Raw genomic sequence first — 23,327 nt, forward strand, 5'->3', positions numbered from 1 at the left:
CGGTGACGCCCTGGATCGCTGCCGGCGCCGGGTCCAGCAGGACATCCACGGTCACCGCGGCCGTTCGGGCGACCCGCTCTACACGGCACGCAGGACCTTGCACACCGGCGCCGACCTGCTCACCGACAAGCAGACCAGCCGCCTGAAGAACCTCTTCGACCGCGGGGAGCACGTCGAGGTCGAGGCGACCTGGGGCATCTACCAGCGGATGATCGCCGCCTACCGCGAACCCGACCGGACCCGCGGGCGCGAGCTGATGGCCGCGGTCATCGAGTCGGTCAGTTCCGGTGTCCCCGCCGCGTTGACCGAGCTGATCACCCTTGGACGCACCTTGAAGAAGAGGGCCGCCGACGTGCTGGCCTACTTCGACCGGCCCGGCACCTCCAACGGCCCCACCGAGGCGATCAACGGACGCCTCGAGCACCTCCGCGGCTCCGCCCTCGGGTTCCGCAATCTGACCAACTACATCGCCCGATGCCTACTCGAGGCCGGCGGATTCAGACCCCAACTACACCCTCGTCTGTGATGAGCCGCTTTACGAACTCTTTAACAACGCCCCGGGCAGGTCGGGACGAACACCCTGAAGCGGATATCGGGCCAAACGGCTAGATACGTGGCGACCCTTCACCACTGACGGCGTGAATGAGCCAAGGAGTAACGCGCCCGCGATGACCGGCGAGGCCCACTATCCACACAAGCCGCTGAGCCCTACGCTTCCTCGTGAGCGCTCCCCTGGATGCCCGTCGCCTGTCCCCCTGTCTGGCGGCGGGCATCCGCCTTGCGTCGCGACCTGAGTGACCTGGTCTTTCTGACATTCACCGACATTTCTGGCCGGTAGCAGCGTGAAGCGTTGCTGGATTTGACTGACAAACGCTCCCGAGACACACCTCCGAAGCCAGTCGGGGTCTCTTGACTATGTGACGGTCTCCCGAGGATCGTGCGAATGAGACGGGTCCACACAGTCGCGGACCCGCAGGGGACAGGGGCAGCAATGGTCCGCACACCAAGCAAGAGTTTGAAACCCTCGTTCTGGCGGCGCGTCGCCGTAGCAAGTCTGCTCACGACACTGGTTGTGCTGGGCGTCGATGCTGTGGACCAGCCCGCATGGGCCGCGCCCCCGTCAGCCAAGAGCTACTACGTGACGGGATACAGCACAACCTGGGCGTACAACGAGGGGTGCGCACTGGGGACGCAGGACAAGAACACAGCCGGCACCCAGAAGCACGTCGCGGTACTCGACTTCGGCAAGCTGTACCTGTCGTCCAGTGGCACGTGGATGGTGGGCATGTTCACTGGAACCGATGTCTCCCTGGCATCAGCACGGGTCATGGCCGAGCAGTTCGTGAAGGGCTACTGGATCTGCACGGAGGCCGATCTCTCCTCCACGGTCTATGTCGCAATGGGCACGAACAACTGCACTGGGACGATCACATCGTCGGCGGGCGCCGCGATGGCAGCACAGGCCTACACGGGATGGAACAACGTCCAGAACAACGGGTGGTCGCAGGGGTTCGTGATCGGGGCGAACGACTTCGAATCCTGGGTTGGTTCCAACTGCACGCCCGTCTCCGCGTCGGCGGCGCGGGCCTGGATCGACGGGTACAACGGTGCGACGAACAAGGTGTTCTTCGTCAACTACGGCGGCGCCGACGGGTGCCCGACGGCATCCGTTCCGTCCTCCGGCGGATGCAACTCCGTGTTCCCGGCCGAGACGATCTGGCGAGTCTCGTGGAGCGGGCTTGCGTACCCTCTGCCGGAGATCTACACCACGTCGGGCACGCAAGCGTCGCAGTGGAAGTACCTATCGCTCTACTCGTACCTGAACCACGGGAGCAAGTTCACCTTCAAGGGCGTCATGACCCAGTCCGGTGCCTGCGCCCAATCCGGCGGGTGCAGCGGTACCAACAACTCCGCCTCGACGGGCTGGAGCCAGCTGAACACAGCGGTCAATTCCGACAGCCGTACGGCAACGACGCCCGACGGGCCGACCGACATCCGCTGGAAGTAAGGGGGATTCCCGATGAAACGAGCGCTAGTGACGTCGGTGTGCGCGACGCTGCTGATCACCGGGGCGATCACCGCGGCGCACGCGGATGATCCCGTCAGCACGAACCAGTTCGCCGACACCGGCCTGCCTGAGAAGGCAGCGATGGAGGCTCAAGACGCCCTGCTCCACCAAGCTCTGGAAGCCAAGGCGGCGTCGCCCGACGCGGCAGCCGCTGAGGTCGCCGCCAAGCAGGCCGCTGCCGGCCCCGCTGCGGCTGACCCGGCAGCCGCAGCAGCTTCGTGGGAAGAAGGGCTCTTCACCTCTCCGGAAGCACCGCCCGCCTCCAGTGCCGACTTCGCTGCGAGCACCTTGTGGGTTGGGCATTTGAGCAGCGGTGACCAGGTTGCCATCTATGCGGGACAGCACGGCCCTGACTCGAGCCAAGGCCGCGTCTTGCTCGCGCACTCGGGTCCTGACGGGAACCTGGCCTCAGCGATGACGATCGACATCCCGGGTGCGCACGCCCTGAGGATCACCACAGCCGACTCAACCGGTGTTGTGGTGACCGACGCCAGCGGAGGCACCTGGACCATCGACCCGGTCACCGGATCCGTCCGGTGACCGAGGGGCCTGTCACGCACTGGCGGGCCACCTGCGGCGTCGCCGCGCTCTTGGTCGCGTTGACCGGGTGCACCACCACGGGCAGCAGCGGTCACGCATCCTCGGCCCCTGCCGTGTCCACGCCGACCACCGACACGGGCTCCCCAACCCCGCCCTCAAGCGGGGCCTGGGGCCCGCTAACCCCCGTGCCGTGCCCCAGCCCCAAGCGTGTACGTGTGCCGACGCCGGTGGCTGCCGTGGTCGCCATCGACGGGTGCAACCTGCTGGTGGCCGCTGGCTCGGCCGTGTGGGTCATCAGCGGCGGCACATCAAGGCAGGCATGGACGATCCCCTCGGGTTACGACACCGCCGCGATCGCGTACGCCGGGGGCAGTCTCTGGTGGGCAGGGGTCGGCGAAGCAGGCACGCGGCTCCTTAGCGTGAACAGTGCCGGAGGGACCACGAGCGAGGTCGCCCTCCCGGACAGCACCACCGAGATCGTTGCCTTGCACGTATGGGGCGACCGGATCGTGGTGGGCATGACAGGCCGCCACGGCCACTCCGTCGTCGCAGCCGTCAAAGGCGCGCGGCTTGAGCCGCTGCTCGAACGTGCTGGTCGCATCACCGGTCTCGCAGCCGATCCCACCTCCATCGCTGCCGTCTTCGCCACACCACACCAGAGCACGGTGGTCTGGGGTCGGCCGAATGCCCTGCACGAGCACACCTGGCGCGGCCCGGCCAACATCGTTGACGTTGCAGTCAACGGCCAGGACATCGCGTTCGGCCTCACACGACTTGACAGTGAGCAGATTCCACAAGGCTCCGAGGTCCTACTCTCATCGATCCAGGGTCGGCACTGGTCTGACCTGCACCTTGGCCGCGCCGAGCTCACCGCAATCGCCTTCGTCACATCCGAGCTTTGGCTGTCCAAGTCCGGCACAAGCGGCGGGATCTCGGTTTACGCGGCGGCAGCGGACGGCAGCCTCAGGCACGTTCCCGCAGCGGGCGCCAGCGAGCTACCTATTTTCCTCCTCCCGACCCCAGATGGGACCTGGGTGGTGGGCTCGGACGCATTCGTTCTCGACACACACTGACGAGGGGTATCGAGTGGCGCGTCCCATGTCACGGCCGGTGTCCTGGCCGTCGCAGGCCGTGTCTTTGGCTCCGCTGGCAAGTCCAGCTCATCCCCCGAATGGCGGCAGCACCGGCCCGGCCCGACTACAGATGGGGCCAGGTCAAGCCGTCACCGTGGGGCCAGGTGGGGTTGACATAGCCACCTGTGCTAGCCGCACAGGCGGATGGCCGGGTCCCAGCGCAGGAGGCTTGCACCCCCGAGACAGGCGCGATCACGGCTGGCGCGCCGACACGAGGAGATGCCCCACAAGGGCCGGCTGTGGGAGGCACAGCCTCCCCGTCGTGGGCACATTTTGGGCACATGACCGCCGAATCCGGCCGAGCCGTCCAACCGCGATTCCTACGAATGGCGCGGTTCTCTGCCCTCCGCTGACGCCGAAATGACGACCGAAGACCCTCGTAATGAATAGGTCATCGGTTCGATTCCGATAGGCGGCTCAGAAGACGCCCTCGACTCCGGTCGGGGGCGTTTCTGCTGCGCGGGTCGATGCGGACCTGCGCCGGCACGTGCACCTCCGCCCGGTCGAGCGCGGCTCGTCTCAGCCGTCGGAGAAGACGCCCTCGAGACCCTTGCCCTCGTCGTTGAGCGTGGCAGTGGTGCGGGTACCCACGACCGAGGGCCTCCCGGGAGAGCACGTTCTGGATGACCAGCACGGTTTCGTCGTCGCGTACGTGGGCGACATACGCCACCAAGCCCTCCTCGGAGATGCCGCCCGTCAGGTCCTCGGTCGACGTCCAGCGTGCGTCTCGACTACGGCCAAACTGAGGAGGAAGTCGGCGGACCAACCTGCGGGACGGACGACGCCGCCGGGCCGGCGGCCTTCCCGAAGGTCACGGCCTACCTTCGGACCGCGACCTGCGGCCGCCAATGACGACGACGAGCCCACCGAGGGCGAGCCCGGTCACCCCGGCAACGGCACCCTCGCGGACCGGGCCCAGCGACTTCTCGTGGCACGCACGGTCGATCGCGTCCTGGTTGGGTGGCATCTCACCACCCATGTAGCCGTCCCTCTTGAACAGAATGACGTCATAGGCCGAGCCGCAGAACGATGGCCCGTCACTGTTGCCCCTCTCAGGGACGTACACGTCGGTCCTCCACAGTGCCACCATGATGACGACGCCCAGCGACATCACCGCGATGGCAACCCACCGGGGCCATGCACGACCGAGGCGGGTCGTCACGGTGCACCTCGGGCAGGCCGGGCGTGAAAGGCTCGGACGAAGCCTTGTCCGTGATGCGGCTTCACAGGCCGCACCTTATGTGAAGGGGAGAACGTGAGGACGTACACGTCTCGCGCCGTGCCTGACCTGACTGGCCGAACCGCCGTCATCACCGGAGCCAACGGCGGCCTCGGGCTGCAGACCGCCATGGTGTTGGCCGCCAAGGGGGCTCACGTCGTGATGGCGGTACGCGACCAGGCGAAGGCCGCCAAGGCCGTCGAGACGATCACTGGCGAGGTCCCGGGCGCGTCGCTCGAGGTCGTCGAGCTCGACCTCGCTTCTCAGGCGTCGGTCCGGACCGCGGCAGGGCAGGTGCTCCGCAACCACGACACCATCGACATCCTCGTCAACAACGCCGGCCTCATGGCGACGCCCGAGGGACGCACGGCAGACGGCTACGAGATGCAGTTCGGCGTCAACCACCTCGGGCACTGGACGTTGACCGCCCTGCTCATGCCGGCCCTGCTGGCCGCGCCGGCCGCCCGGGTGGTCACCGTGACGAGCACCGCACACCACTTCGGGCGGCCGGTCGACCCGGAGAACCCCCACCTGCACGGCCGCTACGAGCCGTGGCGCGCCTACGGGCAGTCGAAGCTCGCCAACTACCATTTCGCGATCGGCCTCCAGAGCGCCTTCGAGCGAGCCGGAGTCGAGGCCCAGAGCCTGCTGGCGCACCCCGGGCTGACCCGCAGCGACCTGCAGACGAGAACGGTGCGCGAAGGCGGCGGCGGCCCGCTCGCTACCATCCTCGCCTGGCTGACCGAGCGCGCCGGGATGGAGGTCGAACGGGGCGCCATGCCACAGATCCGGGCCGCCACCGACCCGGGGGCCGGGGGAGGGGAGTTCTACGGACCCCGGTTCGGCAACACGGGCCCCGCGGTGCGCCTGCCACTGCTCCGTCCCGGGGCGGACCGGGCCATCGAGACCTTGTGGCGGGTCTCCGAGCGGGAGACCGGCGTGCCGCTGACGGTGTGACGGGGAGGTGTGCAGGCCCGCAGTGCGCTAGCGGGACTGGCTGAAGAGGCTGCCGTAGCGCTCCAGGTACAGCGGCCAGCCCTCGTCGTGGCCGACGCCGGCGGCGAGCGACTGCCAGCCCGGGCCATGCCGGTCCAGGTTGCGGTGCTCGAGCTCGACGCGGGTGCGCTCAGCCGATTCCGCGACGAAGACGACCTCGACCTCGCTGGCGTTCTCCGGGTCGGTCTCGAGCTGCCAGGTCGGGCCGATGTCCCAGCTGAACACCACCCGCCGCGGCGGCTCGAAGACGAGGACGCGAGCCCAGCGGCACTCGGTGCCATCGGCCCCACGATCATAGATGTGGCCTCCCACGCGCGGCTCGAACACCGTCTCGGCGATCGGCGCGCCGAGCAGGTTGTGCTCGGGTGGTTTGAAGTCCCCGAACCGCTCGGTGAACACGGCGAACGCCTTCTCCACCGATGCCGGGACCACGACGGCCCTGCGGACCACGGTGGCTGTTGTCTCTGTCATGACGACTCCTTCGACTGCTCCTCGGCCGCGGGCGATCCCACGGCCTCTTCGTAGCTGGCCAGCGCCCGGCTCCAGAAGGTGTCGAGCTGGTCCCGCAGCGCGGCGACGGCAACCGGGTTGAGGCGGTAGATCCGGCGCGTCCCGGCCACCCGTTCGGTGACCAGACCCGCATCCTTGAGCACCTTCAGCGCCTGGCTCACCGCTGGCCGGCTCACAGGGAGCTCGGCCGCCAGCTCACCGACGGCGCGGGGGCGTTCGCTCAGGAACTCGACGATGGCCCGACGGGTGGGATCACCGAGCGCGGTCCATCCGTCGGCCGCTTGGTTAGTATTCACGAACGGTAAGCATTCTCTTACGGATGGGTGACTGTCAACCCCCGGGTCGGTCCGACGACGGGGCGACGTGGGCGACGTGGGACTGCGGGAGGGCTGGGTCCGCGCTTCCGGCGGCACCGGGCTCAGCGGCATACCTCAGCGGAATGAGCACAATCTTGACGTCTCCTTAACGCACCCTCTGCAGGAGGGCGGCGCCTGCCGGATAGCGTTTCGGCATGGCCTCGATGGAGGCGCCGGTCGGCGCATGGTCGCGGGTGGGGCAGGCCCTGAGCCACCCGATCCGCGTCGTCGTCGCCGCGTTCGCCGCCGCCATCCTCATCGGCACGCTCTTGCTCAGCGCCCCACTCGCCACCGCGAGCGGCGAGGCCCCGGGTCTCGTCACCGCTCTGTTCACCGCGACGTCAGCGGTCTGTGTGACGGGCCTCGTCCTCGTCGACACCGGGAGCTACTGGTCCGGCTTCGGTCAGGGCGTCATCCTGCTGCTCATCCAGATCGGGGGTCTGGGCATCATGACGCTCGCCTCGGTCCTCGCGGTGCTGATCGGCCGGCGAATCGGCGTCCGAGCGAGCCTGCTATCCGGCGCCGAGGCTCGACACGGCAACACGGCCGGCATGAGCGCCCGGGAGGTCGTGGTCGGGGTCGTGCGGACCAGCCTGCTCTTCGAGGCGGCCGTCGCCGTCGTGCTCATCCTCCGGTTCGCCCTCAGCTACGACGAGAGTCCCGGGCGGGCGGTCTATCTCGGGGTCTTCCACGCCGTGTCCGCCTTCAACAACGCCGGCTTCGCGCTCTGGTCCGACAGCATCGAGCGGTTCGCGCTCGACCCCGTGGTCTCCCTCGTCATCGCCGGGGCCATCATCTGCGGCGGACTCGGGTTCCCCGTGCTGTGGGAGCTGCGGCGCCGATGGAGACGGCCGAACACCTGGTCCCTGCACAGCCGGATCACGGTGGGAGCAACAACCCTCCTCCTCGTCATCAGCACCGGTGTCATCACCTTGGCGGAGTGGGGCAACGAGGCGACGATGGGGGCCTTCCCGGCGCCCGGAAAGGTGCTGGCCGGGTTCTTCCACGCCGTCAACACCCGGACAGCCGGCTTCAACAGCCTGCCCACCGGCGACCTGCGCTCCGAGAGCCTGCTCGCCAGCGACCTGCTCATGTTCATCGGCGGGGGCAGCGCCGGCACCGCCGGCGGGATCAAGGTCACCACCTTCGTGCTGATGGGCTACGTCATGTGGGCCGAGCTGCGCGGGGAGCGCCGCGTCGTCGCGTTACGGCGAACCATCCCGTCCGACGTCCAGCGCCAGGCCCTGACCATCGCCTTCTTCGCCGTGACCACGGTCATCATCTCCACATGGCTGCTGCTGGCCACCACCGCCTTCTCGCTCGACGTCGTGCTGTTCGAGGTCACCTCGGCCTTCGGCACCGTCGGGCTGTCGACCGGGATCACCGCGAGCCTGCCCACCCACGGCCAGCTGGTGCTGACCGCCCTGATGTTCATCGGTCGCCTCGGACCACTGACCGTCGGAGCCTCCCTCGCCCTCCGGGCGAGGCCGCGCCGCTTCGAGTACCCGGAGGAGAGGACCATTGTCGGCTGAGAGACCCCGCGTCGTCGTCATCGGGCTGGGCCGGATGGGCGGCTCGCTGGCCACTGCGCTCGTCGGCCGGGAGGTCGACGTGCTCGCCATCGACGTGCGGCCCGACGTCGTGCAGACGTACTCCGAGACCCTGCCCAACGTCATCGTCGCCGACGCGTCCGACCCCGAGGTGCTGAGCCAGCTCGACCTGCCCTCCTACGGGCGGGCCGTCGTGGCCATCGGGGAGGCCCTCGAGGCCAGCGTGCTGGCGACCTCGCTGCTCTCCGACCTCGGCATCCCCGACATCTGGGCGAAGGCGTCCTCCGAACAGCACGGGCGGATCCTGAAACGCATGGGCGCCCACCACGTGGTCCTCCCCGAGCACGAGGCGGGAGCCAGGCTCGCCCACCTCGTGACCGGCCACATGCTCGACTTCCTCGCCGTCGACGAGGACTTCGCCTTCATCAAGACAGCGGTTCCGCGGACCCTGGCCGGCCAGTCGCTCGGGGAGTCGGGCATCCGCGCGAGATACGGGGTCACCGTCGTCGCGATCAAGCCGGCCGGCGGTGCGTTCAGCTATGCCACCGCCGAGACCCGTCTCGGCCCCGACGACATCATCGTCGTCTCCGGGGCCGCGACGGCCGTGACCCGTTTCGCCGACCTCACCTGACCTCTCCTCCCGAGAGCTCGGGCGGTCCAACGCGAGACTGGTGCGTCACATTGGTTGATGCCCCTGCGTCGCCAATGCAGACTGATGCGTGGCGACGAGACCACCCGGACCTCGAGGTGCGAGGTCCACGACCTCAGGAGGATCGACGTGACTGAACGCGGCAGCGAGAGCGAGAACCCGGTCATCGAGGCCCCGGCACCGAGTCCTCACCGACCCCGCACCAACCAGGACTGGTGGCCCAACCAGCTCAACCTCCAGGTCCTCCACCAGCACAGCCCGCTGTCGAACCCGTTGGGCGCCGACTTCACCTACCCGGAGGCCTTCCAGCGTCTCGACGTCGAGGCCCTGAAGCGCGACATCGTCGAGGTGATGACGACCTCGCAGGACTGGTGGCCGGCGGACTACGGGCACTACGGGCCGCTCTTCATCAGGATGAGCTGGCACGCCGCGGGCACCTACCGGATCGAGGACGGCCGCGGCGGCGCGGGCGACGGCTCCCAGCGTTTCGCCCCGCTCAACAGCTGGCCCGACAACGCGAACCTCGACAAGGCGCGGCGTCTGCTGTGGCCCGTGAAGAAGAAGTACGGGAGCGCCATCTCCTGGGCCGACCTGCTCGTCTTCGCGGGCAACTGTGCCCTCGAGTCCATGGGCTTCCAGACGTTCGGCTTCGGCTTCGGCCGTGAGGACATCGCGGAGCCCGAGGAGATCTTCTGGGGACCCGAGGACACCTGGCTCGGTGACGAGCGCTACAGCGACGAGCGGGAGCTGACCGGACCCTTCGGGGCCGTCCAGATGGGCCTCATCTACGTCAACCCGGAGGGACCCAACGGCAACCCGGACCCGCTGGCGTCGGCCCGCGACATCCGCGAGACCTTCCGCCGGATGGCCATGAACGACGAGGAGACCGTCGCGCTCATCGCCGGTGGCCACACCTTCGGCAAGACCCACGGGGCCGCGCCCGCCGACGACAACATCGGGCCCGAGCCCGAGGCTGCGCCGATCGAGGACATGGGCCTGGGCTGGAAGAACCGCCACGGCACCGGCAAGGGGGCCGACACCATCACCTCCGGGCTCGAGGTCACCTGGACCTACCACCCGATCCGCTGGGACAACGAGTTCTTCCACATCCTCTTCGCGTACGAGTGGGAGCTCACGGAGTCGCCTGCCGGCGCGCACCAGTGGCGCCCCAAGAACGGCGCCGGGTCGGACATGGTGCCCCCGGCCGTCGAGGGAGCGTCGAGCCGCGAGCCGCGCATGCTCACGTCCGACCTCGCGCTGCGGGTCGACCCGGTCTACGAGAAGATCTCGCGTCGCTTCCTCGAGCACCCCGACGAGTTCCAGCTCGCCTTCGCCAAGGCCTGGTACAAGCTCCTCCACCGTGACATGGGCCCGGTCGCGCGCTACCTCGGCCCGTGGGTCGCCGAGCCGCAGCTGTGGCAGGACCCGGTGCCCCCGGTGGACCACGAGCTGGTCTCCGCCGCCGACGTCGCGAGCCTCAAGGCGAAGGTTCTCGAGTCAGGGCTGTCCATCCCGCAGCTCGTGCTGACCGCGTGGGGAGCTGCGGCCAGCTTCCGTGACACGGACAAGCGGGGCGGGGCCAACGGCGCGCGGATCCGGCTCGAGCCGCAGCGCAGCTGGGAGGTCAACCAGTCGGCCGAGCTGGCAACCGTGCTGGGCACGCTCGAGCGGATCCAGGGGGAGTTCAACGACTCCCAGTCCGGGGGCAAGCGGGTCTCCCTCGCGGACCTCATCGTCCTCGGTGGCTGCGCGGCCGTCGAGCAGGCGGCGCGGAACGCCGGCCATGAGGTCACGGTGCCGTTCTCGCCGGGCCGCACCGATGCCACCCAGGAGCAGACCGACGTCGAGTCGTTCTCGGTGCTGGAGCCCAAGGCGGACGGTTTCCGCAGCTACCTGCGCTCCGGGGAGAAGCTGCCCCCGGAGACCTTGCTGCTCGATCGCGCGAACCTGCTCCGACTGACCGCTCCCGAGATGACGGTCCTCATCGGCGGGATGCGGGCCCTCGGCGCCAACGTCGGCGGCACGTCCCACGGCGTGCTCACCGAGCGTCCGGGCGCGCTGACCAACGACTTCTTCGTCAACCTGCTCGACATGGGCACCGAGTGGCGCACGTCCGAGAGCGCCGAGAACGTCTACGACGGCCGCGACCGGTCCACCGGGGAGCTCAAGTGGACGGCGACGGCGGTCGACCTGGTCTTCGGCTCGCACTCGCAGCTGCGGGGGATCTCCGAGGTCTACGGCGCCGACGATGCGAGCGAGAAGTTCGTCCGTGACTTCGTGGCCGCCTGGGACAAGGTGATGAACCTGGACCGCTTTGACCTGCGCTGACCCCCGACGTTCACGGCCGCCAGGCCTTCCCAGTCACGGCCTCCGCCCCTAGTCTGTGCCGTGGCCCGGCGCCCGCCGGGGTCTCACAGCAGCTCATCACCGCGGTGCCCGGCGTGATCCGCCGGGCACCGCGGTACTCACAGATAGGGAGGCAGCACGCAGCGTCGCATGCGCACGTTCGGTGTCGGAGCCACCGTGGCCATCGCGGGGGTCGTGGCCGCCAGCGCTCTGGCACCCTCGGCCAACGCCGCCGGCAAACCAGCGGACGACGGAATCTTCGCCATCAGCAAGGGGTTCCGCAAGGGCGTCACCGTCCAAGGCATCAACGAGCACCTCAAGGCCTTCAACGACATCGCTGCCGACGGCAACCGCGTGTCGGGCACGGACAACTTCAACAAGTCGGTCGACTACGTCAAGAGCCGTCTCGTCGCGGCGGGCTACGACGTCGAGCTCCAACCGTTCGAGTTCGTCTACAACGCCGATCTGACCCCCGCGGTTCTCCAGCGGGTCATGCCCTCAGGGATCACCTACGCCGACGGCACCGACTTCGCGTCGATGACCTACAGCGGCAACGGTGACGTCACTGCTGCGGCCACCATCGTCGGCGCCGGCGACGCCACGCCCGGCTGCGACGCCAGCGACTTCGCCGGCTTCCCCGCCGGCACCGTCGCCGTCGTCAGCCGAGGCGCGTGCACCTTCTACGCCAAGGCCGCGAACGCCCAGGCGGCCGGCGCAAGTGCCGTGGTCGTCTTCAACAACGTGCCGGGCGGTCTCAACGGCACCCTGGGAGGCACCGGCATCACCATTCCGGTCGTCGGCACGATTCCGCAGGTCGGCGTCGACCTCGCTGCTCCCGGCGCCACGGTCCGCGTCAAGGTCGACCGCGTCAACGAGACGCGCACGACGTACAACGTCATCGCGGAGACGGCGACGGGCGACCCCGACAACGTCGTGGTCGTCGGCGCCCACCTCGACAGCGTCCCGCGCGGTCCCGGCATCAACGACAACGGTTCCGGGTCGGCCACGATCCTCGAGGTGGCCGAGGTCTTCGCCGCTCAGGGCCGTGAGGCCAAGAGCAAGGTGCGTTTCGTCTGGTGGGGTGCTGAGGAGTTCGGCCTGCTCGGCTCCAACCACTACGTCGCGAGCCTCTCCGACGAGGAGCTGAGCACGATCAAGCTCAACCTCAACTTCGACATGATCGGCTCGCCGAACTACGTCCGGTTCGTCTACGACGGCGACAACTCGGCCTTCCCGGTCGGACCGGGTGCGGCCAAGGGCCCGGACGGCTCCGGCGCGGTCGAGGCGCTCTTCCACGACTACTTCAAGGCAGTCGGCCTCAAGAGCGCGCAGACCCCGTTCAGCGGGCGGTCCGACTACGGGCCGTTCATCGCCAAGGGCATCCCGGCCGGTGGCCTCTTCACCGGCGCCGAGGGTCTCAAGACCGCCCAGCAGGCGGCTGACTTCGGCGGCATCGCCGGCTCGGCCTACGACGCCTGCTACCACCTCTTCTGCGACAGCTTCGCCAACGTCAACCAGAAGGGCCTGGACGAGATGAGCGACGGCGTCGCTCACGCCGTGCTCACCTACGCCAACCACGACTTCGCCAAGACCCCGCTCACCAACCCGCCCGCCGAGGTCAACGGCACGGGCGCGGGCGGCGAGGGCGGCGGCCTCCACGCCGAGCACGACCACGAGGAAGAGGTCCAGTGACCTCCTGACTGAGGTGCGAGCCCACCCGGCTCGCTTCACAGCTCGTCGTATGCCGCTGGGTTGCCTTGCGCTGCAAGGCAACCCAGCGCGCTTTCCTGGGTTCTCAGGCAGGGCCGTCCCGAGCCCGTGGCGCCGTCGCCGCGCCGCCTACCCTTGAGGGATGAGCCGAAGAAGCAGATCCGCGGACCACAGGCCGCTGACGCCCGGTGACGTCGTCGTGCGGCGTGCCGCTCCCGCGGATGCCGAGGCGGTCATCGAGCTGCGCGCCCTGATGTTCTCGGCCATGGGGGTCGCCGGAGTCGATGCCCCGGGCTGGCGGGAGGCTGCGGTCCGATGGTTCCAGGGGGAGCCGGCCCAGCGGCATACGTGCGCCGTCATCGCGGAACGCGACGGTCAGGTGCTCGCCGGAGCGATGGGGTCGCTCCGGACCGAGATGCCGTCCCCGCTCAACCCCAATGGCGTGTCGGGGCTGCTCAGCAACGTCGCCACCGTCCCCGACGCGCGGCGACAGGGGTTGGCGCGGGCGTGCGTCATCGGCGTCCTCGACTGGTTCCAACACGAGACGGAGGCGTCGACGCTCGAGCTGTTCGCGACCGGCGAGGGCGCCGGGCTCTACGAGCACCTCGGCTTCGCTGTGACCGCCTGGCCGGCGATGCGGATGCGGCTCACCCGCTGAGGGGCGGGACCCCGGGTCCCCGGGTCCCCGGGTCCCCGGGTCCCCGGGTCCCCGGGTCCACGAGTCGGACCGCCTGTGTCCCCCAGATGTATGGACGTCCTACGATCGGGCCAGGCGTCGCCTCCGGCGACGTCCGGAAGGGGCTGGTGATCATGGGTGACGGCGCGCCGAACGAGCCGCGTGGCGTGCGCTACGAGCGGGTCGGCCGACTCGGGCGGGTCACCCTGGCGCGGCCAGAGGCGTCGAACGCGTTCGACCTGCCTGCGGCCCGGTCCCTGGGCGCCGCCCTCGACCAGGCGGAGTCCGACGCCCGCAGGTCAGCCATCGGGGCCGTGCTGCTGACCGGCGAAGGGCCGCGCTTCTGCGCCGGCGGCGACGTCCGCTCCTTCGTCGCAGCCGACGACCAGCCAGGCTACCTGCGCGAGCTGGCGACCGCGCTCGAGGCGGAGCTGCGCCGGTTGTCCGAGCTGCCGCTGCCGGTCGTGGCTGCCGTGCAGGGGAGTGTGGCAGGGGCCGGCCTCGCGTTCCTGCTCAACTCCGACATCGTCGTCTCAGCCCGGTCGACGCGCTTCACGATGGCCTACGCCGGCATCGGGCTCACCCCCGACTGCGGTGTCTCCTACCTGCTCCCGCGCGCCATCGGCCAGCAGCGCGCTCTCGCGCTCGCGCTCACCGGACGGGTCCTGGCCGCGGACGAGGCCGCCGACTGGGGCCTCGTCACCGAGGTCGTCGACGACGAGGGTCTCGCCGACCGGGCCGTCGCCCTGGCCGAGGCCGTCGCTGCGGGCGCGGCCGGACCGCCCGGCGCTCTCGGGCAGGCCAAGCGGCTGATCCGGACCGCGTGGGAGGGCAGCCGCGGCGACAGCGCCGTGGACGAGGTCGAGACCATCGCCGCGGCGGTGGCGTCGCCGGAGGCCCAGGAGCGCATCGAGCGCTTCGTCAACCGCTGATGCACCGAGCCTAGGAGAAGAGCATGTCGCTCATGACGCGCAGCAGCACCGTCGACGGGATCATCCGCCGCAGCGCCCGGACCTTCCGGGACCGACCGGCCACGATCTTCGAGGGTCGAACGCTGACCTACGCCGCCCTCGACGAAGCGGTCTCCCGTGCTGCGGCCCACCTGTTGGGGCTGGGCCTGACCAAGGGGGACCGGGTCGCGGCCTACGGCAAGAACTCCGACGCCTACCTCATCGGGTTCCTCGCGTGCGCCCGGGCGGGACTCGTCCACGTGCCGCTCAACTACAACCTCACCGGCCCGGAGCTCAGCTACCTGGTCTCCCAGTCGGGCAGCCGCACCATCCTCCACGACCCGGGCCTCGCCGGACACCTGGACCTGCTCGAGCCCGAGGCGGCGGACCTGCTGGAGCACCGCATCCCGCTCCGTGACGCCGAAGGGTCGCTCGTCGACGTCGCCCTGGCCGGACCCGTCCCGGAGGTCGAGGTGGAGGTCGCCGACAGCGACACGGCACAGTTCCTCTACACCTCCGGCACGACCTCCCGCCCCAAGGCCGCGATCATGAGCCACCGGGCGCTCGTCCACGAGTACGTCTCGTGCATCGTCGCGCTCGACCTCGCCGCCGACGACAACCCGCTCCACGTCATGCCGCTCTACCACTCCGCGCAGATGCACGTCTTCCTCGTCCCGTGGCTCGCCGTCGGCGCGACGAACACCATCCTCGAGGTCCCGGACCCGGCCGAGATCCTCCGGCGCATCGAGCACGACGGCCACCGGGCCTTCTTCGCGGCGCCGACGCTGTGGGTGGCGATGGCCAACCACGCGGACTTCGAGAGCCGCGACCTCGACGGGCTGCACAAGGCCTACTACGGTGCATCGATCATGCCCGTGCCCGTCCTCCAGCGGATCCAGGCGAAGGCGCCATCGCTGGGCTTCTACAACTGCTTCGGCCAGTCCGAGGTCGCGCCGCTCGCGACGGTCCTGCGTCCGGAGGAGCACGCCGACCGACCGGACTCCGCCGGGCGGCCCATCCTCTTCGTCGAGGCCAGGGTCATCGACCCGGAGGGCAACGACGTCGGACCCGGCGAGACGGGCGAGATCGTCTACCGGTCCCCGCAGCTCTGCGACGGCTACTGGAACAACCGGGAGGCCACCGAGGAGGCCTTCGCGGGGGACTGGTTCCACTCCGGCGACCTCGTGCGCATCGACGAGGAGGGCTACATCTTCGTCGTCGACCGGATCAAGGACGTCATCAACACCGGTGGCGTGCTCGTGGCGTCCCGCGAGGTCGAGGACGCCCTCTACACGCACCCCGCGGTCGCCGAGGTGGCGGTCGTCGGAGCCCCGGACGAGAAGTGGGTCGAGGCCGTGACCGCCTTCGTCGTGCCCAAGGCGGAGGTCACCGAGGCCGATCTCATCGCCCATGTCCGCGGCTCGCTCGCCTCCTTCAAGATCCCCAAGCGCATCACCTTCGTCGAGTCGCTGCCGCGCAACGCGTCCGGCAAGATCCTCAAGCGCGAGCTGCGCCAGGACGCGCCCGCCTCCTGAGGCCGGCTGGCCGACGCCGAGGGAGCGGCCCAGCCAGGCGTCACTGCGCTCAGTCCAGGGGTATGCCGCTGGGCCGGCTCTCCGGGGCAGCCGGCGTCCGGGCCCTCCCGCCCGATGCGATGGGCTGGCGCCCCAGGAGGGGAGCGCCCGACCAGGAGATCGCCACGGCGAGCGCTCCGGCCGCGACGGTGACGGCGTAGGCGGGGGTGTGCCCGCCCCAGTCCGCGAGCCGCCCCGCGACGGCCGCGCCGACCGCGTACCCGAGCCCGGTCGCGGCGGCGAGCAGGGTCATCGCGGCACCGACCCGGGTCGGCGGCGTGATCCGCTCACCGAGCGTGAAGGTCGTGATCATGTAGGGGGCGACGGAGACGCCGAGCGCAAGGAGGACCGGGACGAGCGTGCCGACGGACCCGACGAGAAGGAGGGGGACCGACAGCGCAAGCAGGAGCACGGCCAGCCAGCGCAGGCGACTGGGCAGGGCCCAGGTCGGGGGCAGCGCCGCCATGGCCAGGCCCGCGAGCACGCTGCCGACCCCGAGCAGCGCATGGAGGTAACCGGTCAGGCCGGGCTGGCCATCGTCTGTCGCGAGCACCGAGGTGCCGGTCTGCACCGAGCCGAAGACCGTGCCGATGACGAACTGGCTGGCGCAGAGCAGCACGAGCCCGGCCGTGAGGAGCCGCCCTCGCTCGTGTGGTCCACCGTGTCGGGCCACGGCGTGGGCGAGCACGGCGGTGTCGTGCAGGGCGAACCACGTGCCGAACGCCGCGAGCAGGGCTGCCGCCACCCCCAGTGCTGCGGTCGGGTTGGCGACGGAGATGACGAGTCCGACCACCGCCGGCCCCAGGACGAACGACGCCTCGTCCGCCGCCCCCTCGTAGGAGAAGGCGGTCTCCACGAGCCGAGGCTGAGCGCGTCCGGCTCGAGAGGCGATGGGGCGCCACCGGACCCTGGCCATCGGTCCCACCTGCGGGAGGAACAGGCCGGTGACGGCGCTCGCCACTGCGGACCAGCCCCATGGCGCAGCGGAGTTCGCGATCAACAGCAGGGCCGTCAACCCTGCGGAGCCGACGACGGACTGCACGGCGATGACGCGGCGCTGGCCGAAGCGGTCTGCCCAGCCGCCCCAGACCGGGGCGCCGACCGCGTTGGCGACGGCCAGCGCACCCGCCGCGGCGCCCCCGGCTCCGTAGCTGCCGGTGGTGCCGGAGACGAGCAGCAGGGTGCCCAGCTGGCTCATCGCCAACGGGAGCCGAGCGATGAAGGCGACGACGACGTAGGCCGGGCCGGTCAGGCCGAACAGCCGACGGTAGGAGTCGAGGGGCGACACGGGCAGCTCCTGGGGTGTGCGAAAGAGCGCACACCTTCCCGCCCAACAGGTGCGCCAGGGCCCTTTGCTGCGGTCAGTCTACGCGGGCCCGCCGGTGCTTCCCCGGCGCCAGTGCAGCGCCCACCGGTGAACGACCTCCACGAGCGCGGCGCCGACGCACCCGATCCCGAGGGACTGCCAGACCAGCGCCCCGGGCGCGTGGAACCCGAAGAACGCGTTGGCGACCGGCAGCACGAAGGCGAGCAGGGCGAGCAGGGCCATGGTCCCGATGAGCACCGCCTTCCACCACCGCAGCGGACGAGCCAGGACGACGAGGATCCAGAAGAAGACGACGAGCAGGGTGATCGTCGCGCCCGTGCTGGGCTGGATGCAGGCGAGGTCGACGGTGGCGCCCGGTCGGACGATCTCGCATCGAGCCGAGAACTCCTCCGGGGGCACGCCGTAGCGCCGTCCGCTGAGGACGTACGAGGCGATGACGGCGAGCCCGGCGATGGTGCCCGCGGGCACTGCGAAACGGAGGATCCGGCCGAGGAAGCCGGGCAGGTAGCGTCGCCTGTTCGGTCCCAGGGCGAGGAAGAACGCGGGTGTCCCGATGGTGAGGGTGGACACGAGCGTCAGGTGGCGTGGGAGGAACGGGAACGGCAGCGCGGCGAACGCGGCCGCGAGGATGGCGAGCAGACTCATCGCGTTCTTCGCGACAAAGAGGTTGGCGACGCGTTCGACGTTGCCGATGACACGGCGCCCCTCGGCGAGCACCTTCGGCAGGTGCGCGAAGCGACCATCGAGCAGGACGAGCTCCGCGACGGCCTTGGTGGCCTGCGCGCCGTTGCCCATGGCCACCCCGATGTCGGCATCCTTGAGCGCCAAGGCGTCGTTGACTCCGTCCCCGGTCATGGCGACGACGTGCCCGTCCGCCTGGAGCGCGTGGACGAAGGCGCGCTTCTGCTCCGGGGAGACGCGACCGAAGACCGTTGCCCGGGCCAGCACCTCCCGCAGCTGCTCCGGGTCGTCGCCGAGCGTCCGGGCGTCGACGGGCTCGCCCGGGTCGAGCCCGACCTCGCGGGCGACCGCTGCCACCGTCTGTGGGTTGTCGCCCGAGATGATCTTGACCGCGACGCCCTCCTCCTCGAAGTAGTCGAGGGTCTCGCGGGCGTCGGGGCGGATCTGCTCGGTGAGGGTGACCAGGGCGGCCGGGGTGAGGTCTGCGGGCAGGACCGGCTCCTCGAGGTGCTCGGAACTGCGGGCCAGCAGGACGACGCGGCGGCCCTTCCGGGCCAGCACGGCCACCTCGTCCCGCAGCGGGTCGTCCTCGGCCAGGAGCACCTCGGGGGCGCCGAGGGCCCACGTCTCGTGGTCCTCGAAGCACGCCGCGCTCCACTTCCGGTCGGAGGTGAACGGCACGGCGGCGGTGCGGCGCCACCCGGGCGGCTGGAGGGCCGCCCCCACGGCCGCGAGGGTGCCGTTGACGTTCGGGTCGTCCGCCAGGGCGCCCAGGGCGCAGCGGACCTCCTCGGCGTCGGCTCCTCGCACGGGTCGGGCGTCCTCGAAGGCGATCTCGCCCACGGTCAGCGTGCCGGTCTTGTCGAGGCAGACGACGTCGACGCGGGCGAGGCCCTCGACTGCGGGCAGCTGCTGGACGAGGACCTGGTCCCGGGTCAGCGAGACCGCGGCCAGGAGGAAGGCGACGGAGGTGAGCAGGACCAGCCCCTCGGGGACGAGGCCGACCACGCCGGCGGCGGAGCGCAGGACCACCGACTGCCAGCCCTGCTCGCCGAGGACGCTCCACTGCGACCAGATCTGCAGGGGCAGGGCGACGGCGATGATCCACGTGATGTAGCGCAGCAGCGTGTTGATCGACGACTGGATCTCGGAGCGCGTCCGGGTGAACCTCGTCGCCTCGGCCGCGATCCGGTTGACGTAGGCATCCCGACCCACCGCCTTGGCGTGGTAGCGCCCGGACCCGGCCACGACGCTGGTCCCCGAGAGGATCTCGTCGCCCGCTGGGTGGTGCACCGGGTCGGACTCGCCGGTGAGGTTGGCCTCGCCGAGCTCGAGGCCCTCCGAGGTGAGGAGGACTCCGTCGGCCGGCACCTCATCCCCCGCCCGCAGCTCGATGAGGTCGTCGAGGACGACCTCGCGTGTCGGGATGTCGGCGGCTCGGCCGTCCCGCACCACCCTCGTCGTCGGGGCGTGGAGCAGCGCGAGCCGGTCGAGCTTGCGCTTGGCGAGGTACTCCTGGGTGATCCCGATGGCCGAGTTGAGGACGAGGATGATGCCGAAGAGGCCGTCGGCGACGGACCCGGTCGTCATGACGAGGACGAAGAGGGCACCGAGGATGGCGTTGAACCGGGTGAGGACGTTGGCCCGGACGATCTCCCCGATCGAGCGGGAGGTCCGCTCACCGACCTCGTTGACCTCCCCGCGGGCAACCCGCTCAGCCACCTGGCCGCTGGTCAGCCCCGTCACGTGGTCGGTGTGCGCTTCCCCGGTGGTCGTCACCGCCTCATTGTCGTATGCCGGCGGGCCGGCTCCTCGGAGAACCCGCGGACCCAGCCCGGCTGGGAAGGGACGGCTCCGGCGGAACGAGCCCAGCGGCATACGGCATCGTCGAGCCGGTCGAGGGCGAGGCATGACGGGACGCGACGACGGCGCGGTCGCTCCTCGGACGACCACCGGGGCACCCGGCCGGTCGTGGGACCATGATCAGGTGACTGAGTCGATCCAGCGTGCCCGGGCCACCACCGCCTCCTACTCGATCACGATGCGACTCCACACGGGCACCGACCCGGCCGTCATCGGCGAGCTCGCGACCAAGGTGGCCGAGAGCGGCGGCATCACCACGGCACTCGACGTCGTCGACTCGCACCCCGACTCGCTGGTCATCGACCTCACGGCGTCGGCCGCCGACGGAGACCACGCCACCGAGCTCGTCCAGGCGGTGGAGACCCTCGACGGCGTCCGGGTCCACAAGGTGTCCGACCTCGTCTTCCTGCTCCACCTCGGCGGCAAGATCAGCGTCGAGTCGAAGGTCAACCTCCGCAACCGACAAGACCTCGCCATGGCCTACACCCCGGGCGTGGGTCGCGTCAGCATGGCCATCGCCGAGCACCCCGAGGACGCGCGGCGCCTGACGATCAAGGGCAACTCGGTCGCCGTCGTCACCGACGGCACCGCCGTCCTCGGCCTCGGCAACATCGGTCCCAAGGCGGCCCTGCCGGTCATGGAGGGCAAGGCGGCGCTGTTCAAGCGGTTCGCCGGGATCGACGCGTGGCCGATCTGCCTCGACACGACCGACGTGGACGAGATCGTCCGAACCGTCGAGCTCATCGCCCCCGGGTTCGGCGGCATCAACCTCGAGGACATCGCCGCCCCGAAGTGCTTCGAGATCGAGGCCAAGCTCCGCGAGCGGCTCGACATCCCCGTCTTCCACGACGACCAGCACGGCACCGCGATCGTCGTGCTCGCTGCGCTGACCAACGCGCTGCGCTGCATCGACATGCGGCTGCCCGACGCCCGCATCCTCGTCTCCGGCGGCGGGGCGGCCGGCTCGGCCATCGTGCAGCTCCTGCTCGCGGCCGGTGCCGCCGACGTCACCGTCTATGACCGGATCGGCCTGCTCCACCGCGAGGACGAACGGCTCACCCCGGCCTGGCGCACCCTCGCCGAGAAGACCAACCCCCGAGGGCTCACCGGTGACCTGCGAGCGGGTCTGCAGGGCGCCGACGTCTTCATCGGGGTCAGCGCGCCCCGCATCCTCGACCCCCGGTGGATCGACGAGATGGCGCCGAAGCGGGTCGTCTTCGCGCTCGCCAACCCCGACCCGGAGGTCGACATCCACGAGGCGACGAAGCACGCGACCGTCGTCGCCTCCGGGCGCAGCGACTACCCCAACCAGATCAACAACGTCCTCGCCTTCCCCGGTGTGTTTCGCGGTCTGCTCGACGCCAGGGCGAGCGACGTGACGACGGAGATGCTCATCAAGGCGGCGGAGGCGATCGCCTCGGTCGTCACCGACGAGCAGCTCAACCCGAACTACATCATCCCGAGCGTCTTCCACCCCGACATGAGCAAGACGGTCGCCAAGGCGATCGTCGACTGCGTGACGAAGGCTCCTGACGCCGAGGGGTGAGCGGACGTGAACCGGTGACGCGCGACCACGCGTCCGGCCCCTTGCGGCCGGCGCTTCGCTTCGCGCTCGACGGGCGCCGTGCGTGGGCGGTCTGGCTGGCCGCCATCTCCGTCTACGTGCTCGCGGTGTTCCACCGCACCTCGCTCGGCGTGGCCGGGCTGCAGGCGGCTGAACGGTTCGGCATCAGCTCCGCCGAGCTGTCCACCTTCACCATCGTCCAGGTCTTCGTCTATGCGGCGATGCAGCTGCCCGTCGGCGCCCTGCTCGACCGCTTCGGCTCCAAGCGGCTCCTCGGTGTCGGCCTGACCCTCGTCACGGTCGCCCAGCTGGCCTTCGCCTTCGTCGACTCGTTCGCGGCGGCGCTGGCGTGTCGGGTCCTGCTCGGCATGGGTGACTCGATGGTCTTCATCGCGGTGCTCCGGCTGGCCGCCCTCTGGTTCTCGCCCCGACGCACGCCGATGGTCACCCAGCTCACCGGTCTGCTCGGCCAGCTGGGCGCCCTGGCCGCGGCGGGTCCGCTGGCGGCCGCGTTGAACACCTTCGGCTGGACCCCGTCGTACGCCGTGGCGGCGTCGCTCGGCGTGGTGACCGGTGTCATCCTCGTGGCGATCGTCAAGGACAGCCCCTACGCCGACCAGCACCGGGAGGAGCTGCGGCTCGCCGCCCTGGCTCGGACCCTGAGACAGGCCTGGCTGGTACCGGGGACCCGGCTCGGGCTGTGGACGCACTTCACGTCCCAGTTCGCCGCGAACATGTTCACGATGTTGTGGGGCTTCCCGTTCCTCGTCTCCGGTCAGGGACTCTCCGCCCAGACCGCCAGCATCCTGCTCATGACGATGACTGCCACGTCGATGGCGACCAGTCCGCTCGTCGGCACGCTCGTCATGCGGTATCCCTTCTCGCGCAGCACCCTCGTCATGTGGATCGTCGTGGCGGGCATGGCTGCGTGGGCGGCGGTGCTGGTGTGGCCGGGACGCGCTCCGCTCTGGCTGCTCGCCGTCCTCGTCGTCACCATCGCCGTCGGCGGGCCGGGGTCGATGATCGGCTTCGACATGGCTCGCACGTTCAACCCACCCACGCGACTCGGCAGCGCCTCGGGCATCGTCAACACCGGGGGCTTCATCGCCACTCTCACCGCGGTGGCGCTCGTCGGCGTCGTCCTCGACCGGGTCGCTCCGGCGGGGCCGTCGACGTGGGACACGGACGCCTTCCGGGCGGCGATGGCGATCCAGTTCCCGGTCTGGGCGCTGGGTCTGGCCCAGATCTGGCGCTACCGCCGCAAGACCCGCCGGGCGGCCCTGGAGTCCGACCCGGAGGCGTATGCAGCGATGCAGGCCGGCAAGAACGTCACCTTCCACTGAGGCGTCGTGTCACGTGGTTCCCGGATCGCCGTCAGTCTGGGACGTCTGACGGGACGAGACCCGCCCCGCGTGCTCACCATGGGGCTACAGACCAGACTCGTCCCGTCCGTCGTCCCGCCAAGGTCAGCGAGGAGCAGGCCGTGGATGGGACCCGGGCGCGTGCCCACCACAGTGCAACAGGTCGGGCTGGTCCCTCCTCTCGTACCGCATCGAGAGGTCCGAGGGCAGCGGAACGCCGCTCAGCGGCATACTGCTGCGGGGTTGCCGGTTCG

19 protein-coding genes are annotated in these 23,327 nt (G+C 70.1%); 14 read left to right on the forward strand and 5 right to left on the reverse strand.

Translation table 11 applies throughout. From position 1 onward, the window contains the following. The 4 genes from ABWV20_RS02890 to ABWV20_RS02905 form a co-directional block, all read left to right on the forward strand. Positions 1-526, forward strand: a 526-nt coding sequence (locus tag ABWV20_RS02890; protein WP_353353278.1) for a transposase, incomplete at its 5' end; no start/stop codon positions are given. A gap of 465 nt (positions 527-991) precedes the next feature. Further along, positions 992-2,008 (forward strand): hypothetical protein, encoded by a 1,017-nt coding sequence (locus tag ABWV20_RS02895; protein ID WP_353353279.1) that lies wholly within the window; start codon positions 992-994, stop codon positions 2,006-2,008. Positions 2,009-2,020: 12 nt separating this feature from the next. Then, a complete protein-coding gene (locus ABWV20_RS02900; RefSeq protein WP_353353281.1) occupies positions 2,021-2,608 on the forward strand; it encodes a hypothetical protein in 588 nt (195 codons plus the stop codon). 215 nt (positions 2,609-2,823) lie between these two features. Further along, positions 2,824-3,681 carry a hypothetical protein gene (locus ABWV20_RS02905; protein WP_353353282.1) on the forward strand — a complete coding sequence of 286 codons (858 nt, stop codon included), beginning with the start codon at positions 2,824-2,826 and terminating at the stop codon, positions 3,679-3,681. An 871-nt stretch (positions 3,682-4,552) separates the two neighbouring features. Here ABWV20_RS02905 and ABWV20_RS02910 read toward each other — a convergent pair. Further along, entirely contained in the window at positions 4,553-4,903 is a 351-nt protein-coding gene (locus ABWV20_RS02910) for a hypothetical protein (protein WP_353353283.1), read from the reverse strand. 93 nt (positions 4,904-4,996) lie between these two features. Between ABWV20_RS02910 and ABWV20_RS02915 the strand changes: the two genes are divergently transcribed. Continuing rightward, complete coding sequence (locus tag ABWV20_RS02915) at positions 4,997-5,917, forward strand: oxidoreductase (protein WP_353353284.1); 921 nt, start codon at positions 4,997-4,999, stop codon at positions 5,915-5,917. 27 nt (positions 5,918-5,944) lie between these two features. Here ABWV20_RS02915 and ABWV20_RS02920 read toward each other — a convergent pair whose 3' ends face one another. Both ABWV20_RS02920 and ABWV20_RS02925 read right to left on the reverse strand, forming a co-directional pair. Further along, positions 5,945-6,427: an SRPBCC family protein gene (locus ABWV20_RS02920; RefSeq protein ID WP_353353285.1), complete on the reverse strand. Its 483-nt coding sequence runs from the start codon at positions 6,425-6,427 to the stop codon at positions 5,945-5,947. Beyond that, entirely contained in the window at positions 6,424-6,762 is a 339-nt protein-coding gene (locus ABWV20_RS02925; RefSeq protein ID WP_353353286.1) for an ArsR/SmtB family transcription factor, read from the reverse strand. Before ABWV20_RS02925 ends, ABWV20_RS02920 begins: the two co-directional genes overlap by 4 nt. A gap of 215 nt (positions 6,763-6,977) precedes the next feature. On the opposite strand from ABWV20_RS02925, the gene ABWV20_RS02930 reads away from it, so the two are divergent. The 7 genes from ABWV20_RS02930 to ABWV20_RS02960 all read left to right on the forward strand — a co-directional run bounded on the left by ABWV20_RS02930 (position 6,978) and on the right by ABWV20_RS02960 (position 16,238). Continuing rightward, positions 6,978-8,354, forward strand: coding sequence for a TrkH family potassium uptake protein (locus ABWV20_RS02930; protein ID WP_353353287.1), 1,377 nt, complete (start codon positions 6,978-6,980; stop codon positions 8,352-8,354). Further along, positions 8,344-9,003, forward strand: a complete 660-nt coding sequence (locus ABWV20_RS02935) for a potassium channel family protein (protein WP_353353288.1) — start codon at positions 8,344-8,346, stop codon at positions 9,001-9,003. The genes ABWV20_RS02930 and ABWV20_RS02935 overlap by 11 nt, the downstream gene beginning before the upstream one ends. 84 nt (positions 9,004-9,087) lie before the next feature. Beyond that, positions 9,088-11,349 carry a catalase/peroxidase HPI gene (gene katG, locus ABWV20_RS02940; protein ID WP_353353289.1) on the forward strand — a complete coding sequence of 754 codons (2,262 nt, stop codon included), beginning with the start codon at positions 9,088-9,090 and terminating at the stop codon, positions 11,347-11,349. Positions 11,350-11,517: 168 nt separating this feature from the next. Beyond that, positions 11,518-13,059 carry a M20/M25/M40 family metallo-hydrolase gene (locus ABWV20_RS02945; protein ID WP_353353291.1) on the forward strand — a complete coding sequence of 514 codons (1,542 nt, stop codon included), beginning with the start codon at positions 11,518-11,520 and terminating at the stop codon, positions 13,057-13,059. Positions 13,060-13,219: 160 nt separating this feature from the next. Further along, the gene (locus ABWV20_RS02950; RefSeq protein WP_353353292.1) at positions 13,220-13,735 is read left to right on the forward strand and encodes a GNAT family N-acetyltransferase; all 516 of its coding nucleotides are present in this window, start codon (positions 13,220-13,222) and stop codon (positions 13,733-13,735) included. Between the two features lie 86 nt (positions 13,736-13,821). Beyond that, positions 13,822-14,685 (forward strand): enoyl-CoA hydratase/isomerase family protein, encoded by an 864-nt coding sequence (locus tag ABWV20_RS02955; RefSeq protein WP_353353293.1) that lies wholly within the window; start codon positions 13,822-13,824, stop codon positions 14,683-14,685. Between the two features lie 23 nt (positions 14,686-14,708). Next, positions 14,709-16,238 (forward strand): fatty acyl-CoA synthetase, encoded by a 1,530-nt coding sequence (locus ABWV20_RS02960; protein ID WP_353353294.1) that lies wholly within the window; start codon positions 14,709-14,711, stop codon positions 16,236-16,238. A 49-nt stretch (positions 16,239-16,287) separates the two neighbouring features. Here the strand turns inward: ABWV20_RS02960 and ABWV20_RS02965 are convergent, their stop codons facing one another. Together ABWV20_RS02965 and ABWV20_RS02970 are read right to left on the reverse strand one after the other, a co-directional pair. Continuing rightward, positions 16,288-17,565 carry an MFS transporter gene (locus ABWV20_RS02965; protein ID WP_353353296.1) on the reverse strand — a complete coding sequence of 426 codons (1,278 nt, stop codon included), beginning with the start codon at positions 17,563-17,565 and terminating at the stop codon, positions 16,288-16,290. A 78-nt stretch (positions 17,566-17,643) separates the two neighbouring features. Further along, entirely contained in the window at positions 17,644-20,064 is a 2,421-nt protein-coding gene (locus tag ABWV20_RS02970; RefSeq protein ID WP_353353297.1) for an HAD-IC family P-type ATPase, read from the reverse strand. A gap of 208 nt (positions 20,065-20,272) precedes the next feature. Between ABWV20_RS02970 and ABWV20_RS02975 the strand changes: the two genes are divergently transcribed. Both ABWV20_RS02975 and ABWV20_RS02980 read left to right on the forward strand, forming a co-directional pair. Continuing rightward, positions 20,273-21,694, forward strand: a complete 1,422-nt coding sequence (locus ABWV20_RS02975; RefSeq protein ID WP_353353298.1) for an NAD-dependent malic enzyme — start codon at positions 20,273-20,275, stop codon at positions 21,692-21,694. Positions 21,695-21,708: 14 nt separating this feature from the next. Further along, the gene (locus tag ABWV20_RS02980; RefSeq protein WP_353353299.1) at positions 21,709-23,055 is read left to right on the forward strand and encodes an MFS transporter; all 1,347 of its coding nucleotides are present in this window, start codon (positions 21,709-21,711) and stop codon (positions 23,053-23,055) included. The last annotated feature ends 272 nt before the right edge of the window (positions 23,056-23,327 follow it).

The organism is Intrasporangium sp. DVR (assembly GCF_040365325.1).
Lineage (GTDB): Bacteria > Actinomycetota > Actinomycetes > Actinomycetales > Dermatophilaceae > Intrasporangium.